The sequence below is a fragment of the Variovorax glacialis genome (genome assembly GCF_051216375.1).
Taxonomy (GTDB): Bacteria; Pseudomonadota; Gammaproteobacteria; order Burkholderiales; family Burkholderiaceae_C; genus Variovorax.
This window is the reverse complement of the sequence record NZ_JBPJZT010000009.1, coordinates 20,565-38,119: the sequence shown is the minus strand read 5'-3', so window position 1 is coordinate 38,119 and position 17,555 is coordinate 20,565. Positions and strand designations below refer to the sequence as shown.

The window sequence follows — 17,555 nt, the reverse complement described above, 5'->3', positions numbered from 1 at the left end:
TTCCGGTTTCAGGAAGAGACAAGGGAGGGAGGCGTGACGGCCCAGGGCGACGCATCGATCGCCCCGGTCCAGGATCGGGAGATGCCCAGGGCGCAGAAGACACCCGAGGTTGCGGAAGCGAACAGGACCGCATTGCCGCTGCCCACGGCACCCGGATCCGCGAAACGCTGCAGGAAGTTCGCGAAGGGATCGCAGCAGAAGACATGGCCGACCTCGCCGATGTTCTGGCTGTGCAGCTTGTGCGGCGGCAGGCCCAGCAGGGCCATCACGCGCTTGAATGCCGAGAGGTTGGCATTCATCGGCAGGACAGCGTCGACATCCTCGGGCTGCCATTCCGATTGCGCCATCACCTGCGCCATCATCCGATGCGCGAGCAAGGGGTAGTTGAGGACGTAGCGCTGGCCCAGTTCCGCGCTCTTTGCCGTGCCGCGGTAGTAACGGCTGTCGATCGAGCAGGCGATCTGCCCGATGCGATTGAGCGGGTTGTCTCGGCGGATCAGCAGGGCCAGCGCGCCGTCGCTCTGGATCGCGTAGGCGCCGACGTTCCGGTAGCGCTCGCCGTAAACCTTGTCGGCGCTGACGATCAGCACGTTGTCCAACGTGCGGTTCTGCCACATCAGCGTTCGGATGATGCGCACCGCGCACATGATCGATGCGCAGTTCTGCTGGGAGATCGAATAGCCGATGGCGTTGCGCATGCCGAAGCGCTTCATGACCACGGCGGGAATGCTGGCCGGCGCCGCCATCGTGCTCATCGTGCCGGCATGGCAGAAGATGACGAGGTCGATATCGGCCGGCGCAACAGAACCGGCATCGATGAGCTTCTGCACGCCTGTGCAGCTGAGACCTTCGACGTCGAGGTCCGGCGCCACGTGGTAGTGCGCGAGGCCGTTGGACACCATCGTGGGCAACAGTGCCCGCGCGGCCGGTCCCGCGGATGCGGCCCATTCGTCGAGATGCCTCCGGATCGGCGGCACGTAGCTGGCGCCGGCCGCGATGCCGAACTGGGGAAGCGCCAAGGGGTCGACGGTCTTCAGACCGATCGTGTCAGGACGCAGCATGCGAACTCTCCGTTGTTGCCGGTGCACCAGGCCAGCACCGGGCGGTCAAGGCCGGGCTGGCGCTCGAGCGCGGACAGCCGCACGAGCAGGTCGGCCGATGCGATGTACTCGGCCCGGAAGCCGTCGGGTTTTTCGGCCCGAAGCGTTGCCAGGCCGGTGAGGTTGTGGATTTGGCGCTCCAGGGCGGCGTCAGGGCATATTGGCACCACCGCACCAAGGTCCCTGGCCGTGAGGCCCACGTGGCCCAGGCATCCCGCGATGTGCTCTGCGCAGGCATCGGCGAAATACGCCAGTTCGGCCCGGGGCCAGCGCTGATGCGCCCGCAGAGGGGTCGGGAAATGATGAAGGGCGACATGATGCAGGCGCCAGCCGACCCGCTTCTCGCGGCCGACCACCACCGCGGCGGCCACGTCGCGCCAATGCATGCGCCAAGGGCGGTTGGGCGCCTGGCCGAAGAGCAGCTTGTCGGCTGCGACCACGAGCACGTTCTCCAGCGCCTCCGGTCCCTCGATGAGCCCCGCCGCCAGATCCAGCGCAATCGGCACGCCGGTGTTGTGCACTTGCGAGACCGAGAGAGGAAAGGCGCCGCGCAGTCCCAGTTCGAACTGCACGCGTCCGACGCTGGAGTCGGTCGGCTGCTCGTCCGGCGAGGCGTGGCAATAGACGATGCCGCCGACTGCCGCCTTGTCGACGCCGACCACGGCACGCTTGGCAACCAGCAGCGCCAGCTCCACGGCGCTGAGATCGCCGTCCCGCTTGCTGGCCAGCGGGATCACCGCGGCGGGGTAGCGCATGGAGGACCTGGACAGGATGCGACGGAGGACGCTGAGCACGTCGAAGCCATCGCCCACGTTGGCGCGCCGCGTGACGAGCGCACGGCGCAAGCCCATGCGTTCGTCGACCTGGCCTTCGTGCGGCACGATGGAAGAGAGATAAACCATGACGCAGCTATGAGGTGCAGAGGGGGGGCACGCGCGCACCCTCCAGAGGGACCATGCGGTGCGGCGCGGAGGGCGGCACCTCGATATCGGAAAGGGTGTCGTGGCCGGCCAGGTCGAGCGCCCCGCCCGCGAGGCGCCGAAGTTCGACCGAGGTCCAGGGCCCGACCTGTACGTCGCAGATCGCGTAGTACCCGCTGAAGGCGAAGGAGCCGAGGGTGACGCGCTCCGGCACTGCCTGCGGCTGGGCGCGCAGCCGCTCGAGCACGCCGATCCACGGATCAGCGCCGAAGCAGTGACCATAGTCGGCGTGCCGGTTGGGCGCCAGGCAATCACCGACCGAACGCCTGGCAATGCCGTCGAGGCCTTCAGGCATGAACGGCAGGAAGGTGGCCACGGGACCGGTGGCCCTGCGGCGCGCGCGCAGCGCATGCAGCATGTCCGTGAAGCCGTGGTTCGGAAGCGGCCCGTCGCAATCAGGCGGCACGAGGCCCGACGGCAATTCCAGTCCGACCGTCGTGACGCCACAGCCGATCGTCCCGAGATTGACTTCGTACTCGCGTGAAAAGAGTTCATGCAGGTCGACGTCGAGGATCGTGAGCGTCAGCCAGCGGCAGTCCGTGTGCTGCGCCGCGAAGCGGATCGCGTAGCCCCAGCCCGCGCACTGGTAGGCCTGCACCAACCCGGCCGGACGGTCACCGCATTGGGCGGTCAGTGCATCGATGAAACCCTGCCGGTAGCGGTCCCATCCGGTTACGACCTTGCTCAGCATCGAGGTGCAGACCAGGTGCATGCGGGAGCCGCCGCCCATGGCGACGCTCACGCGCACGGCCTGGTCGCCCACCTCGTCCCGCAGCCATGCCAGGCGATCCTCGAAGCACGCCTCGTCGCCCAGCAAGGGGCCGACGACGCGTGCATGCGTGATGGCATGCAGCTTCACCAGTGGGCGGTCTTCGTCCCCATGGAAGGACTTGCTCATACCGCCTCGGCAAGCGATTGCACCTGCAGCCCCTGAAGTTTGCGGATGAAGGCGCATTCGGTGGCGAAGCGCGAGAACGCCGCGAGCCCGCACTCGGTGGCCGCAGGCGCCACCAGCGCGACCGACAGTGCGTTGCCCCCGCGCTCGATGCCATCGGCCCGGAGATCATGCTGCACCACCGCCACGTTGCGGCGGCCAGAGGCCAGCACACTCGGCAGCATGTCCGCCGGCCAGTGCACCAGGATGACATCGTCGGCCAGCAGTTCGGTCGGCAACTGCACATTGAAGTCCGGCCCGTACGAGCGGACCAGCATGCAGCCGAGGTCCGGAACGTGGGTGCGCAGATCCCGCGCGATGCCGGCCAGGATGGCGTATCGCTCGCTCAGGGACATCAGCACCGGCGACTCGCATGGGTGCTCGAACTCGACGACGTGGGCGTATTCCCCGGCCCCGTTCATCGGCACGCACTGCAGCTCGGCCTTGTGATAGCTGCCGGCGAACGGCGAACGCGCATAGATCCCCCCGACACACCAACCGCTCAGTGGCCCCAGCCCCGTCAGATGATCCGCCATCCTGTTCATGCCGTTGCGCTCGTTCATGCGGCGATGTAGCGCTGGGGCTGCGGCAGGTTGAGGAACCCGGTCGGCGAGTAGCTGTGGTACGCGCCACAGTGGTCGAACACCAGCATGTCGCCGGGATTCGGCAACGCCGCAACGGGCAGGCTTCCGATCACGTCGGCCGGACTGCAACTGCTGCCCACCACCTTGAGGGTCCGAGTGCCCGTCCCCTGCGGCGCGGGGCTTTCCGAGAGCCTCACCAACACAGGCTCGCGCCGGCGCTTCACGAAGTGCTCGGTCTGAGCGAGGCTGAAGCACTGGGCCATGCCGCCGTCGCAGACGACGATCGGCTCGTCGCGCAGCGCCTTGGTCGCGACCACGCGCGTGACGAATCGGCCGGCGCGCGAAAAGATCGAGCGCCCGGCTTCATGGCAGACGCGCACCTGCGCTTGCAGGCCCCGCAGGCTTTCGCGATAGCCCGCGAAATCGGGGCCGGTCTGCCGCCAGTCACCGCCGAGGCCCGCACCGATCAGCGCGAGTTGGAGATTTACCGCGGAATACCGGCCGAGTTCGGCGACCAGCGCGGTCAGCCGCTGCGCGATCGGTCTGGCGCTGCGCGCGAAGCTGTGCGAGCCGGCGAAGACATGCAGCCCGATCACCTTGAGCTTCGAACCGATGGCGGAGAGGCGCGCGATCTCGCTGTGCAGCGCGGTCACTTCCATGCCGAAGTGATCCGCCGCAGGACCCTGCTGTTCGAGCAGGCTGGCCGCGTTGACGCGCAGCACGATGCCCAGGGGCGCGCGATGCGCCGCCTTCGGCTCGTTCAGGACCTGCTCGATCAGCCGGATCTGGTGCGGACTGTCCGCCACCAGCGTGGCGCGACAGGCCACGGCGGCGGCGGCAAGGTGGCGGTCCATCGCGGGCGTGTTGACGAAGCGCGGGACACTCATCCGGCCCATCGTGAGGTTCAGCTCGCCGAGGGAGGCGATCTCGATCCCGCCCGCAAGCGCATGGCTGCACCGCACCAGCAGGTCGAGCAACGGGCAGGCCTTGACCGAAGCGACGACCTCGGTGCCGAGCAGTCGCCGCAGTTCGGCAAGGTCGTCCATCACGACTGCCGGGTCGAAGAGATAGCAGGGCGTTTCGAGTCGGGCCAGTGCGGCCGGATCCAGCGCGTTCGATGAATGGGCGGCGAGCTCGGAAGTCATCGCCTCTGCTCGTCCTGCAAAAGCACCGGTGCGCGGAACTGGGCGTCGATCTCGCGCAGGGTCGTGTACTGCGTCAGTTCCATCGACGCGGGATCGATGCTGGTGCCGTAGATCTGTTCGCAGATCACGATGAGCTCGACCACGCCCATCGAGTCGAAGCCCAGCTCACCGATGGCCACGTCCGGTTCAACGATGTCGCGCGCCAGCGCTTTCCTGACCTGGTCGGTGAGAACGGCCAGGGTGTCTTGTTCGATCATGTTGTCGATTCCTTGGAGATGAAGATCAGAGATGGCTATTGCTCGTGCCAGCGGAAGCTGAGCGACGCGACGAGCGCGAACAGCCCGGTCCACCCCGCCATCTCGGCCAGGCTGCCCAGGTGCGGGCCGAAGCTGTCGCCCTGGATGAAGACGTGGCGCAGAACGTCCACCAGCAGCGCCGGCGGGAGGTGCGCCATCACTGCGCTGACCGCCGGCGGCATCGCGTTCATGGGCATGGTCAGGTCGCACAGGAAGAGCAGCGCGATATAGACCAGGCCGGTGACGAAGGTCGCGGCGGAGAGCGTCGCGATGCGCGCTCCCATGGCGGTGCCGAGGGCGAGCAGCATGCAACCGCCGAAGAGCATCACCACGCCACCTCGCAACACCTGGCCCAAGCCCAGGGAAAGCGGAACATCGAAGAAGCAGTGCGCTCCGACGACCAGCGCGCACTGGGCCAGCATCAGCATCGACAGGCGCGCCAGCAGCATGCCGAGCAGGAAGGTGGAAGCTTTGACCGGCATGCACGCCAGCATCTTGAAGCCGTTGCGCTCGCGGCGGTAGGCCAGCGAATTGCAGATGGAGTTCATGCCGGCGGCCAGCATCGCCATCACCATCGTGCCGGTCAGGATGTAGTGCACGAAGGACAGCGCCGGCAGCGCACCGCGCGGGTCGTCCCTGACCTCGATCGCCGGTGGGTGGTCGCGTACGTCGGCCTCGAACTTGAGCGTCAGCGCGCGCATCACGCGAACCACCAGCTGCGCCGGCAACCCATCCTGTGCAAAGCTGACGTCCACGGGAATCGGACGACCCTGCTCGACGTAGTGGCCGAAGCCTTCGGGGATGGTGACCCGAGAGGCGCCGTCCGCCACCGGCACACCCTCCTCGGCCATGTTCAGTTCGGCCGGAATCGACTCGCCAGCGGAAAAGGTCCGTCGGATCTCGTCGATGTAGCGTCTGGAGATCGCGGTGCCGTCCAGGTCCACGATCTCCACGGTCTGCTGCGGGAGGTTTCCCTCGCGCCCGAACGCGAACAGCATCATGAACATGAAGAAGAACGGGAAAAGGAAGACCCAGAACAAGGAGGACGAATCCCTGGCCAGGATCTTCAGTTCGTTGACGACGAGACGGGGTAGGTTCCAGCGCATCACGATGCCTTGGCGCAATGGCGCAGCAGGTCGGCGAGATGGCTCCGTCCGACTTCGATGGCCAATGCGTCCGGATGGCCCATCAGGGCATTCGCGACATCGGCCAGGGAGGTGGACGACGCCACACTGAGGCTCTGCTGTTCGACCAGCGGCGCGCGCTCCAGATCGAACTTGCGCTGCAGATGGAACGCCAGGTTCCTTGCGCTCTGCGCGTCCCTGCACTGGACCGTCAGCCTGAACGCCCCGACCAGATCGCGGCACAGGTCCCCGGTCGGCGCGTGGCGCACGATGCCGTCCCGGCTCAGCCAGGCGGCGTGCGAGACCAGCGAGAGTTCCTCGGCGGTGTGGCAGCACATCACGACGGTGGTGTCCTGCATCTCTCCCAGCAGATCGCGGAGGCGGCGGACGAACTGCGGATCCAGGCCGGTGAACGGTTCGTCGAGGAACAGGATGCGCGGCTGGTGCGCCAGGGCGAGGAACAGCTCGACCCGCTGTGTCTCGCCGCGCGAAAGGAACTCATACAGCCGCCGCGACAGCGCGGGAATGCCTAGCGCCTCCATGACGCGCCCGGAGGTCGAGGGATACAGGCTGCGGTGCAGCGCGACCATTTCGCTCACGCGGGGGCGACCCGGAAAGAACGCCCGCTGAAGCTGCACGCCCAGCTGCCGACGCAAGGCCGGGCGACGCTTCCACTGACCGAGCGCAAGGCCGAACATGTCGCCGTCCAACGCCGTCGTGGCGCGCAGACCGAGGAGGGCCTCCATGAGGCTGGTTTTCCCGACGCCGTTGCGGCCGATGATGGCCACCTTCTCGCCGACGCCGATCCGCCAGTCGCTTACCTGCAGGGAGCGCTCCGCCATGGGTACGACGAGCCGGCGCAGGTCCAGGGCCCAGGACGACATTGCGGTGCTCATACCCCGCCTCCGCTGTGCAGTTCGATGCACAACCTGCGCAGCTGGGGCCGATCGATCTTGCCGTTGACCGAGCGCGGCAGCTCGGGCAGGGGCACGAGCCGGGGCATCATGTAGGACGGCAAGGCCTTGCGGCACTTCGATTCGAGGCTGTTCTTCAGCTGCTCCGGCTCGGCGCCGTCGGCAGCGGCCACGACGGTGGCGTAGATGGCATCGCCCAGGTCACCGGCCGGCACACCGAACACGGCGACTTCGCGAACCTCCGGCCAGGCCGCGATGAGGCTCTCGATCTCCGTCGGGCTGATGCGGTAGCCGCTCGACTTGATCATTTCATCGCGCCGGCCGACGAAGTACAGGAAGCCCTCGGCGTCGCGCGTCACGATGTCGCCGGACCAGACGGCATATTCAGGCGTCAGGCCGCCGCACAGCCGGCTGGGGAGCGGACGGAAGCGCTCGGCCGTGCGGGCCGGTGCATTCCAGTAGCCCAGCGTGACCAGCGCCCCGCGATGGACCAGTTCGCCCGGCTCGCCGGCAGCGCACTCCTCGCCGTCGGCATTCAGCACAAGGATCTCCGCGCCGGGGATGGCCTTGCCGATGGAGCCGGCGCGCCGATCCACTTCCGAAGGATCGAGAAAGGTGGAACGGAAGGCCTCCGTGAGCCCGTACATGAGGAAGGGGCGTGCGGCAGGAAAGATCGCTCTCAACTGCGCCAGCAGGCCCGCGTTCATGTGCCCGCCGGTGTTGGCGAACAGCCGCACGCAGTGCGTGTCAACCTTGTCCCACTGGGTTTGTGCGAGCAGCGACCAGAGCGGCGGCACCGCGGTGATCATCGTCACGCTTTGGCTGGCGACGAGGCGCGCGACGGTCGGGGCGAGCATCGGCGTGTGCAGGACGACGCGGGCGCCGACCGCCAGGCCGGTAGTGAGCTGGCTCAGGCCCGCGTCGAAGCTGATGGAAAGCAGCGCCAGCACGACATCGTCCGCCGTCGTGCCAAGGTAGCTGTTCACGGACCGGCATCCGGCGACCAGGTTGCGGTGGGAAACCACGACACCCTTGGGCAGGCCGGTCGAACCGGAGGTGTAGAGGAGCGCCGCAGGGTCTTCGTCGATGCTGCGATGCAGGGGGGCGGACCCGCGCACGATCTCCGGCAGCGAGCCCGGCTGGTCGCACAGGACCACGCGGACGTTCAGGTCATCGAAGCCGCCGAGTTCGTCCTGGCGCGCGGTCGTGGTGAACAGCAGCTGCGACGTGCAGTCGAGCAGGATGTGGCGCAGCTGGTGCTGCTTGAGCTTGGGATTCAGCGGCACGGCGATGCCGCCCGCATACATGGCCGCGATGACGACCGCGCAGGCGTCGATGGACTTGTCCATGAGGACCGCGACGCGACCCTTGTCGCGCAGACCGAGCGCGATCATCGCCTGCGCGAAGTACGCGACCCGCTGCGCCAGCGCGGCGTAGCCCAGTTCGCTTCTTTCGTCGACCAGCGCGATCTTTTCGGGATGGCGTGCCGCCGAGTCCAGCAGCAGCGTGGCTATCGATTCCATCAGGAAGGTTCCCCCGGCACGCAGGCCGCAATGAATTCGCGCATGGCTAGAGAAAGTAGGTGAAGCCGACCAGGAAGGCCCGGCGAACGGGGTCGCTGCCGAAGACGCTGTCCGGGGCGCCACCGGTCGTGACCAGCGTGGCGCGCAACCGGGCAGCCGGACTCAGCCGGTACTCGAGGGCCATCTGGAAGAGCCAGGACCGGTCGTCGAGGCTTCGGTTGAGGAAGGTGCTGAAGTAGAGGTCACGGAAACCGACCTGGTCCCACTGCGCGCGAAGGAAGACGCTGCGCTGCGACAGCGGCTCCTGCATGGCATTCGCATAGCTCCTGACGTACCACGCCAGCGCGGCGCCCTGGGGGCCGGATGAACCCGTGGCCAGCCAGCGCTGCCATTCGGCCGAGTCGAAGCCGGCCTGGTGGTAATTCAGCTGCGCGCTGAGGCTCAGGCCCGAACTGCCGGTCCATGTGGCGCCGATCGCCGCGTCGTTCTGCCAGGACTTGCCGGGCCGCGCCTGCCCCATGGCAAGGGCATAGGGCGGCAGGTCGCCGAGCGCGACACCGCTTCGGAGCGCCTGCTGCATCAGCGAGTACCCCTGTCCGCCTGAATACTCGACGAACATCGTGGTCTGCTGGCCGATGCCCTGCGCGAGGTTGGTGCCGAGGCGCCAACCCTGCGCGTCCTTGAATGCCAGCACCTCGGGGCTGCCGAGCGAGGGCGCATCGAAGGCCGCCTTCAACAGCACGCGTTGCTCGCCGTTGGTATCGGCCAGGCGCAGGCGCTCGGTGGGCGGGTCGAAGGCAATCCCCTTCGGACTCGTGAGCTTTGGCGCCACCGCCACCATCAACGCGCTCTGCGCGTCGATCCGCTGTGCCGCCAGCATGACGATGCCAAGGCGATTGTTCCGCTGCACCTCGGGATCGCGGGTGCTGTAGTCGACGGCCGAGCGCGACTTGAAATAGTCGGTCGGGTTGTAGCCCACCGCGGCGCCGCTGCGGACGTTGATGCGACCGACTTCCAGCAGGTCCCGCTCGTTGGCCCGCCATTGAACGGCCGCCTCCCGGAGGTCGAGCTGTTCGTCGCGCGAAGTGACGCCGTCCTTCGTGCGCGAGACGCCGGCTCGCGCGCTGGCCCGGGCGCTCAGGTCCGGCCGCAGTTGCCACTCGCCCCGAGCGTCGACGATGCCGCGCCCGACCTGGCGCGTGGATGCAGTCGAGGCGATCGGCACCACCGGCTTTCGCCGATCGTCCGATTCCACGTTCAGGTCGACGAAGATCGCGCCGACGCGCTGCGGCTTCATCATGGGCTCGTCGTCATCAAGCAGCACGGCGGACGGAATGCGGTCAGCGTCGTCCGCGGCCTGGTGCACGGCCGCGCCGGCGTGCGCCCCGAACACGCACAGGCTCATCGCTAGCAGCTTCATGGACGTGCGGCCTCCCCGCCGTCTCGCAGCCGGGGCAGGTATTGGCGGTTGAACCAGTTGTCCGGAATCTCCTGCGCGACGTAGCCGGTGAGCACGAGCCGGGTGATCACGCTCTTGTCCACCTCGTCGAGGATGACGACCTCGCCGGGCCGCAGTTCGCCGAGTTGCTCGCTGAACTTCCGGTAGAAGGCCAGCTTGAGCGCCCGCCCGCTGTCTACGAAGAAGCGTGCCTTGACGGGTTGAAAGGTGTCGCGTTCGATCCAGTATTCGATGCGCATGTAGACCGCCGCTGGAGACGCCGCCATCAGTTCGATGCGCCAGGTCTCTCGCTGGACGTTGTCGGCGTCCTTGATGGTCTCTTCGCCCAGCATGCGCGGCGTGTAGTCGAGCCCGAAGTTCACGCTCATCACATCGCTGTTGGCCGCCTGCCCCACCAGGCGTTGCTGCGGCGAGATGCGGATGCTGGCGGACGAAGCCGGGTCGTAGAACCAGAAGGCCTCGTCGTCCATCAGGATGGCCTTGCCGTGGTCGGCGGCCGGCTCCAGATAGCGCGCCAGGTTGCGAAAGCGCCCCGTGCCGGCTTCGGGCTTGGAATGCAGCACCAGCGTCGCCGCGTCGCGTGCCCGTCCGTTGCGGAATTCGGTCAGCCGCAGCCGGACACGGAAGGGCTGCTGCGGATTGCGGATCTGGTCTGCGCGCGCGACGGCGCGCCGGGCGAGATCGTCGTCCTGCGCGAACGCGCCCCATGGCGAGATCGCGAACGGCGATGCAGCGGCAAGCTGCAGGATAAGACGGCGACTAGACATGGCGAAGCGCATCGACGACGGGCATGCGGGAGGCGCGGTGCGCCGGAAGCCATGCAGCCGCGGCGGCCACGGCGATCAGCAGCAACCAGGTGCAGCCGATGAAGCCGGGGCTGCCGAACAGGTACAGCCTGAACGGCAGTACGCCCGCGGAAGTCGGCGGACTCCAGACCAGACCGCTCCGGTTGACCACAAACACGACCAGGACGGCCAGCAGCACGCCGACCGTGACACCGAGCAGCCCCTGCAACGCGCCTTCGAGGATGAACAGGTTGCGCAGGCTGCTGCGCTGCACGCCCAGCGCGCGGGCGGTTCCGATCTCGTTGAACCGCTCCATCACGCTCATGCTCATCGTGTTCATGATCGTGAAGAGCACGATGGCGCCGATGACCACGGCGATGAAGCCGAACAGGAAGGCGAAGAACGCCTGCGTCTGCGCGTAGAGCGAATTCAGTTCGACGAAATCGCGAACCTCCAGATCGAGCCCTCTCGCCTCGAAGAGCCGCTGCAGCGCGGCGCGTGCCGCGGGCACGTCTTCGGTGCGCTGGAGCTGGATGTTGATCGCGGTCGCGCGCGGCGCGCCACGACCGTAGACCAGGCGTTGGGCGTTGCCCAGTTGCATGACGATGAAGTTGTCGTTCAGTTCCTTGACGCCAAGCACGTCGACCCGCTCCACCGCGGCCGACATGACGTTCGGCGCTCCGCCCGCAGTCGCGGCCAGGAGTTCGATGCGGGGCACGTCGTCTTCCGGCGCGTCGTCGTCGCTCGCCTGTTCGCGCAGGCTGAGCAGGGCCAGGTCTTCGTCCTGCGAAGCAGGCGCCGAAGGTTCCATCCGGACCTTGGGGTGACGGGGGCAGCTACCAGGGCTCGCGCCTTCGCACAGGTGCAGGATGCGGGCCAGACCCGCGCCGACACCGACACCATCGCCACGCGCCAGCGGGGAACTGGTCGCCCCGATGCCTTCGAGCCCATGCTGGTTCCAGGTCCGCATGCGGAGCCGGTCCGCCGGGACCACGCCCTGCCCGAAGAAGGTCTTGGAAGCACCCGCCTTGTAGTTTCCGGCCACGCCGGCAACCATCTGAACCGGCGTCGCGACCCGCAGCAGCGGCTGCATGGCGGGGTCGCTGCGGATGGCGTCCATGACCGGGACGTAGTCCGCGATGCCATAGGCCGCCGGGTTGCCGGCGCCGTAGAGGAAGTAGCCGTTCTGGAACACGGCGACGTGGCCGCTGCGCCGCACCGTCGCGGTCTGGAACTCCAGCACGATGTAGTTCATGAGCGCGCCGAGCAGCAGCAACGCCGCCGCACCCAGGGCGATGGTCATCGTCGTGATGCCGGTGCGGCGCCGGTTGCGGCGCACGTTGCGCCAGGCGAGGGACAGGTTCAGCACGCGGCGCGCTCCCCGGCTTGCGCCATCGGCGCCTCGCGCCTTACCCGGCCGTCGTTGGCATAGAGCACCTGATCGGCGTGCCCCAGCAGCATCGGATCGTGGGTGGAGAAGACGAAGCTCGTCCTGAACTTCCGCTGCATGTCGCGCATCAGTTCGACGATGGCGAGACCGTTCGACGAATCCAGATTCGCCGTCGGCTCATCGGCCAGCACCAGGGCCGGCCGCTTCACCAGCGCGCGAGCGATCGCCACGCGCTGGCGCTGACCGCCGCTCAGCTGGTTCGGGCGATGGGCGCGATGCGCGCCGAGGCCCACTGCCTCGATGAGCTCGTCGGTCCGTGCGCGTCGCTGCGAGCGGGACATGCCGCTTTCCAGCAGCGCGTATTCCACGTTCTCGTAGGCGCTCAGCACCGGCATCAGGTTGAAGGACTGGAAGATGAAGCCGATGCGCTCGGCGCGGAAGCGCGTGAGTTCGTGGTCCGGAAGGAGGTTGACGTCACGCCCCTCGATGACGATCCGGCCGCGTGTGGGCCGATCGAGCGTGCCGATCAGGTTCAGCAAGGTGGACTTGCCGCTGCCCGACGGGCCGACGACCATGCAGAAGCTCGACGCATCGAGGCCCACGTTCACGTCTCGCAAGGCATGGACCTCGATGGCGCCTTCCCGGTACGTCTTGCTGACGCGATGAAGCTCAAGCATCGGCCCGCCCATCAGACCGTCGCGGCCGACGCAACGGCGAGAACGGCGTTGTGTCCGCCGAAGGCGAAGGAGTTGCTGAGCGCACAGTGCCCGTCACCTAGCACCTGCGCTTCGTTGGGCACGCAATTGAGGTCGCACTCCGGATCGGCTTCGAGATGGTTCAAGGTCGGCGGCGCGAATCGCTCCTGCAGGGCCACCAGGGTGGCCAGCAACTCGATGGCCCCTGCCGCGCCCAGCGTGTGGCCATGCATCGACTTGGTGGAAGACACCTGCAGGCGATCGACATGCGCGCCCAGCGCCTGCCGCAGCGCACGCGTCTCGGCGACGTCGTTGGCCGCGGTGGCAGTGCCGTGGGCATTGACGTAGGCGAGGTCCAAGGGTTCCATCTGCGCATCGCGCAGGCACTTCCGCACCGCATCGGCCTGCCCGTCGATCGAAGGACTGAGGATGTGATGCGCGTCGGATGTCAGCGCGTAGCCACGGATCTCGCCGTAGATGGCGGCGTTGCGTTGCCGCGCATGCGCCAGCGACTCGATGACGAGCATGGCCGCACCCTCGCCGATCACGAGCCCGCGGCGATCCTTGGAGAACGGACGGCAGGTGTCGGGCGCCAGCACGCGCAGCGACTCCCAGCCCTTGAGATTGCCGTCGACCAGGCTCGCTTCGGTGCCACCAACGATCGCGACATCGACGGCACCCGATCGGATCATCTGCAGGCCCAGTCCGACTGCATAGGCGGAGGACGCACAGGCGGTGGACACGACGAACGCCGGTCCCGTCACCCCGAAGGCCATGCTGATGTGGCTGGCCGGCGAATTGGCCATGATCTTCGGCACGGTGAACGGCGGCAGCCGCCGACGCCCTTCCACCAGATTGGACCGGTAGGACGCCTCGATGCTGCAGATGTTGCCGGAGGCCGCGCCTACGATCACTGCGGTGCGCGGCCCCAGCCCCCCGGCGATCTGGAGACCACTTTCGAACAAGGCCTCCCGCGCACACAACAATGCAAATTGCGCCGACCGGTCCAGGAACGCCAATTCGCCCGGGCTGAATTCCGCCGAAGCGTCGAAGCCGGCCACCGGCGCCGCCACGTTGACCGGCAGGCCCCGCACCGGAACGATGCCCTGGACGCCGGTGCGCAGCGCCGCCGAGAAAGCGGGAACACCTCGGCCGATTGCGGAAATCACACCGCGGCCGGTGACGACCACCCGGTTCATGCAGCCTCAGCCGTTTCGGACTGCTTGGCCTGCACGAGTGCGACCACCTGGTCCATCAATTGCCCGACCGACTCGAAAGCGGCGGCGGAACGTCCCTGCTCGTTGGCGTTGAATTGAATCGAGATGTCGTACTCGTCCTCGATCGCGAAGATGAGTTCGACCAACCCGAGCGAATCGATGCCCGTGTCGGCAAGCAACAATTCCGATTGGAATTGCGCCACATCGAGTTTGGTCGTTTCGACAAAAAGCTCGACAACCCGTCGCTCAATGGATTCACGACTATTGTCAGTCATGGTTATATTAATTCCTGAAAGATTCGCAGATCCGACGGGAAAAGCGATTTCCCTTTGACCCCTGTGCACCGAGATGAAAGATGCGGACACGCCAATTCGCAGTGCATCACCACGCACAAAAGGCAGACGCGCCGATTGGCCTTGTCGGGAAGGGAACGGATTGGGCCACGGTATTGCTCGAATTGGCGCCTTGAATTGGCGATTCAGCCGCTTCTGGATGCAACAAGGAATTTTCGGCGCGACAGAAATAACAATTCCATCCGGCCAGAAGAAATGGTCAATTGAATCCCGTAGTTTTTGGCCACTCGGGGCATCGGGCGGCCCCCGGCGCGGCGAGCAGAACGGCACCAACCCGGTGTGGCCGGACTCGGGCCGACCGACATGAAAGCGCGTAAGCCTGCGCCGCGTCCCCGCGTCGATCACCGTTATCCTTTCAGGCACACACGGGTAGCACTCATGAATGACATCCAGGCGGCCATCGACCGCGACTTCGGCGTGATCGCCGACCTGATTCGGCTTCATGCGCACCAAGCGCCTCACAGGACCGCGCTGGCCGACGCGACGCACGTGCTCGGCTATGGGGCGCTCGACGCGCTGATGGACCGCATCGCGGCCAGCCTGCAGCGCGACGGCCTGCGGGCCGGCGACGCCATCGCGGTGTGCGCGGCGTCCAGCGTCAACTACGCGGCCGTCTTCCTCGGAGCGCTGCGTGCGGGCGTTGCGGTTGCGCCGCTGGCGCCGGGCTCCACCCCTGCGAGTCTTGCGCGAATGATCGAGGACGCCGGCGCGCGCATCCTGTTCGTCGACGAAGCGGCCGCGCAGGTCATCGGAACCGCGGCGTCCGGTGCCATCCCCCGCATTGCGCTCGACGCCTCCGGCGCGGGCCGCGACTTCGAGGCCTGGCTCGCGCCGGCGGACGTGCGGCCGGCAGCGGTCGCGCTGCAGCCTTCGTCGCCCTTCAACATCATCTATTCGTCCGGCACCACGGGCGAGCCCAAGGGCATCGTGCAAGGCCACGGCATGCGCTGGGCCCATGTCAGGCGCGGCGCGACGTACGCGTATGGGCCCGAGACGGTCACGCTGCTGTCGACGCCGCTCTATTCCAACACCACGCTGGTCGTCTTCTTCCCGACCATCGCCTTCGGCGGCTGCGTCGTGCTGATGCCGAAGTTCGACGCCGCCGGCTACCTGGCACTGGCCGAGCGCCGTCGTGTAACGCACACGATGCTGGTGCCCGTGCAATACCAGCGGCTGATGGGGCACCCCGATTTCGGTGCGCACGATCTGTCGAGCTTCCGCTTCAAGTTCAGCACGAGTGCGCCGTTCAACGCCGCCCTGAAGGCCGAAGTGCTCGCCCGCTGGCCCGGTGGCCTGATCGAGTTCTACGGCATGACCGAGGGCGGCGGCACCTGCATCCTCGAAGCCCACCTGCATCCTGACAAGCTGCACACCGTCGGCCGCCCGGCCGAAGGCAGCGACATCCGGCTGATCGACGAGTCGGGCAGGGAAGTCGCGCGCGGCGAGGCCGGCGAGGTCGTGGGCCACTCGGCCGGGATGATGGTCGGCTACCACCGCCAGCCTGAGAAGACGCGCGAGGCGGAGTGGTTCGACCCTGCCGGCAAGCGGTTCATCCGCACGGGCGATGTCGGCCGCTTCGATGACGACGGATTCCTCACGCTGTTCGATCGCAAGAAGGACATGATCATCAGCGGCGGCTTCAACATCTACCCGAGCGATCTCGAGGCGGTGCTGCGCGACCATGCGTCTGTCGCGGACGCCGCGGTGATCGGCGTTCCCTCGACGCAATGGGGCGAGACGCCCGTGGCCTTCGTGGTGCGTCGCCCCGGCGATGGCACGTCCGCGGAGGCGCTGCTGCAGTGGGCCAATGCCCAGCTCGGCAAGACGCAGCGGCTCGCGCGCCTGCAGTTCATCGACGAACTTCCGCGCAGCGCGATCGGCAAGGTGCTCAAGCGCCAGCTGCGTGAACTCGACGCCGGCTGAGGCCGCTGCCGACGGCGACAAAGGCGGCGGAAACGGCCTCCTGTGGGTGCTGCTGGCCGCGGCCGTCGTCTTCGCGGTGTTCCGCCCGCGCGCGCCGATGGACTATGTCCGACTCGTGGACTGGCAGACGGTCGGCGCCCTGGCCGGCCTGCTCGCGATCACGCAGGGCGTCGAGCGCAGCGGCATGCTTCAGGCGGCGGCGGGCCGGCTGCTGTCGCGCACGACCGAGCTGCGCAGCCTCGTCTTCCTGCTTGCCGCAAGCGCGGCGGTGTTGTCGGCGCTGGTGACCAACGACGTCAGCCTGTTCCTCCTCGTGCCACTCACGCGAGTGCTGGCGACACAGGCGCACCTGCCGCTGGCACGGCTGGTGGTGATCGAGGCCCTGGCCGTCAATGCCGGCTCCGCGCTGACGCCGATCGGCAATCCGCAGAACCTCTTCCTCTGGCACCGGTCGGGCGAGAGCTTCATCGGCTTCATGGCCATGATGGCGCCGACCGTGGCGGTGATGCTGTTCTGGCTCTTCGCGTCGATCCGCTTCCTGGTGCCGCGTGCGCCGATCGCGCTCAAGCCGTCGAGCGAAGCTACGCCGATCGAGCCGCGGCTGCTCGCCTTGTCGGGTGTGCTGTTCGTCGGATTCGTCATCGCGCTCGACAAGCACTGGCTGCTTGCCGGACTGGCGGGCGTGTTCGGCGCCTTCCTGCTGCTGCGTCCGCGCGTGCTGCTCGGCGTGGACTGGGCCTTGCTCGCAATCATCGCGCTGATGTTCGTCGACCTGCGGCAGTTGGCCGAGCTTCCCGCGATCGCGGGGCTGCTGGGCCGGTTGCCGATCGGGGAAGGCTGGCGCGCGTACCTTGCAGCGATCGTGACCTCGCAGTTCATCAGCAACGTGCCGGCCACCATCCTGCTGGACAGCTTCGTCCATGACCTGCCCGCGCTCGCCGCGGGTGTGAGCGTCGGCGGCTTCGGCTGTGTGCTGGGCTCGCTCGCCAACCTGATCGCGCTGCGCCTCGCGAAAGTGCCGAAGGGCCTGCGCGAGTTCCACCGCATCAGCTTTCCTTTCCTGTTGGTCTGCGGCGCGTCGGCGCTGCTCTTGCGCCTGGGGTGACAGGCGACGGCGGGACGAGGAGAATCGT

The 17,555-nt window shown here is 67.4% G+C and carries 17 protein-coding genes; 2 read left to right on the top strand and 15 right to left on the bottom strand.

All coding sequences use genetic code 11. The features are described 5' to 3' along the window. Positions 1 to 8: 8 nt before the first annotated feature. Genes ACSFBL_RS23130 through ACSFBL_RS23060 form a run of 15 tightly spaced genes read right to left on the bottom strand, consistent with a single transcriptional unit; the run spans position 9 to position 14,943 of the window. Positions 9 to 1,061 (bottom strand): 3-oxoacyl-[acyl-carrier-protein] synthase III C-terminal domain-containing protein, encoded by a 1,053-nt coding sequence (locus ACSFBL_RS23130; protein ID WP_435518164.1) that lies wholly within the window; start codon positions 1,059 to 1,061, stop codon positions 9 to 11. Continuing rightward, positions 1,034 to 2,002 carry a hypothetical protein gene (locus ACSFBL_RS23125; RefSeq protein ID WP_435518163.1) on the bottom strand — a complete coding sequence of 323 codons (969 nt, stop codon included), beginning with the start codon at positions 2,000 to 2,002 and terminating at the stop codon, positions 1,034 to 1,036. The genes ACSFBL_RS23130 and ACSFBL_RS23125 overlap by 28 nt, the downstream gene beginning before the upstream one ends. A gap of 7 nt (positions 2,003 to 2,009) precedes the next feature. After that, entirely contained in the window at positions 2,010 to 2,978 is a 969-nt protein-coding gene (locus tag ACSFBL_RS23120; protein WP_435518162.1) for a hypothetical protein, read from the bottom strand. Continuing rightward, positions 2,975 to 3,577 (bottom strand): hypothetical protein, encoded by a 603-nt coding sequence (locus tag ACSFBL_RS23115; RefSeq protein WP_435518161.1) that lies wholly within the window; start codon positions 3,575 to 3,577, stop codon positions 2,975 to 2,977. Before ACSFBL_RS23115 ends, ACSFBL_RS23120 begins: the two co-directional genes overlap by 4 nt. Next, complete coding sequence (locus ACSFBL_RS23110; protein ID WP_435518160.1) at positions 3,574 to 4,743, bottom strand: type III PLP-dependent enzyme domain-containing protein; 1,170 nt, start codon at positions 4,741 to 4,743, stop codon at positions 3,574 to 3,576. The genes ACSFBL_RS23115 and ACSFBL_RS23110 overlap by 4 nt, the downstream gene beginning before the upstream one ends. Beyond that, entirely contained in the window at positions 4,740 to 5,000 is a 261-nt protein-coding gene (locus ACSFBL_RS23105) for an acyl carrier protein (RefSeq protein ID WP_435518159.1), read from the bottom strand. Before ACSFBL_RS23105 ends, ACSFBL_RS23110 begins: the two co-directional genes overlap by 4 nt. Positions 5,001 to 5,035: 35 nt before the next feature. Next, complete coding sequence (locus ACSFBL_RS23100) at positions 5,036 to 6,145, bottom strand: ABC transporter permease (protein WP_435518158.1); 1,110 nt, start codon at positions 6,143 to 6,145, stop codon at positions 5,036 to 5,038. Next, entirely contained in the window at positions 6,145 to 7,059 is a 915-nt protein-coding gene (locus ACSFBL_RS23095) for an ATP-binding cassette domain-containing protein (RefSeq protein ID WP_435518157.1), read from the bottom strand. The genes ACSFBL_RS23100 and ACSFBL_RS23095 overlap by 1 nt, the downstream gene beginning before the upstream one ends. After that, a complete protein-coding gene (locus ACSFBL_RS23090; protein ID WP_435518156.1) occupies positions 7,056 to 8,600 on the bottom strand; it encodes an acyl-CoA ligase (AMP-forming), exosortase A system-associated in 1,545 nt (514 codons plus the stop codon). The genes ACSFBL_RS23095 and ACSFBL_RS23090 overlap by 4 nt, the downstream gene beginning before the upstream one ends. A 46-nt stretch (positions 8,601 to 8,646) precedes the next feature. Further along, a complete protein-coding gene (locus tag ACSFBL_RS23085; protein WP_435518155.1) occupies positions 8,647 to 10,020 on the bottom strand; it encodes a hypothetical protein in 1,374 nt (457 codons plus the stop codon). After that, positions 10,017 to 10,826: an outer membrane lipoprotein-sorting protein gene (locus tag ACSFBL_RS23080; RefSeq protein ID WP_435518154.1), complete on the bottom strand. Its 810-nt coding sequence runs from the start codon at positions 10,824 to 10,826 to the stop codon at positions 10,017 to 10,019. Before ACSFBL_RS23080 ends, ACSFBL_RS23085 begins: the two co-directional genes overlap by 4 nt. Further along, positions 10,819 to 12,213: an ABC transporter permease gene (locus ACSFBL_RS23075; RefSeq protein ID WP_435518153.1), complete on the bottom strand. Its 1,395-nt coding sequence runs from the start codon at positions 12,211 to 12,213 to the stop codon at positions 10,819 to 10,821. The genes ACSFBL_RS23080 and ACSFBL_RS23075 overlap by 8 nt, the downstream gene beginning before the upstream one ends. After that, on the bottom strand, positions 12,207 to 12,911 hold the full coding sequence (locus tag ACSFBL_RS23070; protein ID WP_435518152.1) for an ABC transporter ATP-binding protein: 705 nt from the start codon (positions 12,909 to 12,911) through the stop codon (positions 12,207 to 12,209). Before ACSFBL_RS23070 ends, ACSFBL_RS23075 begins: the two co-directional genes overlap by 7 nt. Before the next feature lie 11 nt (positions 12,912 to 12,922). Beyond that, positions 12,923 to 14,128, bottom strand: coding sequence for a beta-ketoacyl-[acyl-carrier-protein] synthase family protein (locus ACSFBL_RS23065; RefSeq protein ID WP_435518151.1), 1,206 nt, complete (start codon positions 14,126 to 14,128; stop codon positions 12,923 to 12,925). Continuing rightward, on the bottom strand, positions 14,125 to 14,943 hold the full coding sequence (locus ACSFBL_RS23060; RefSeq protein ID WP_435518150.1) for an acyl carrier protein: 819 nt from the start codon (positions 14,941 to 14,943) through the stop codon (positions 14,125 to 14,127). Before ACSFBL_RS23060 ends, ACSFBL_RS23065 begins: the two co-directional genes overlap by 4 nt. Between ACSFBL_RS23060 and ACSFBL_RS23055 the strand changes: the two genes are divergently transcribed. Further along, on the top strand, positions 14,878 to 16,422 hold the full coding sequence (locus ACSFBL_RS23055) for a class I adenylate-forming enzyme family protein (RefSeq protein WP_435518149.1): 1,545 nt from the start codon (positions 14,878 to 14,880) through the stop codon (positions 16,420 to 16,422). The two genes, ACSFBL_RS23060 and ACSFBL_RS23055, sit on opposite strands and share 66 nt — an antisense overlap. Further along, positions 16,403 to 17,527 (top strand): SLC13 family permease, encoded by a 1,125-nt coding sequence (locus ACSFBL_RS23050; RefSeq protein WP_435518148.1) that lies wholly within the window; start codon positions 16,403 to 16,405, stop codon positions 17,525 to 17,527. Before ACSFBL_RS23055 ends, ACSFBL_RS23050 begins: the two co-directional genes overlap by 20 nt. The last annotated feature ends 28 nt before the right edge of the window (positions 17,528 to 17,555 follow it).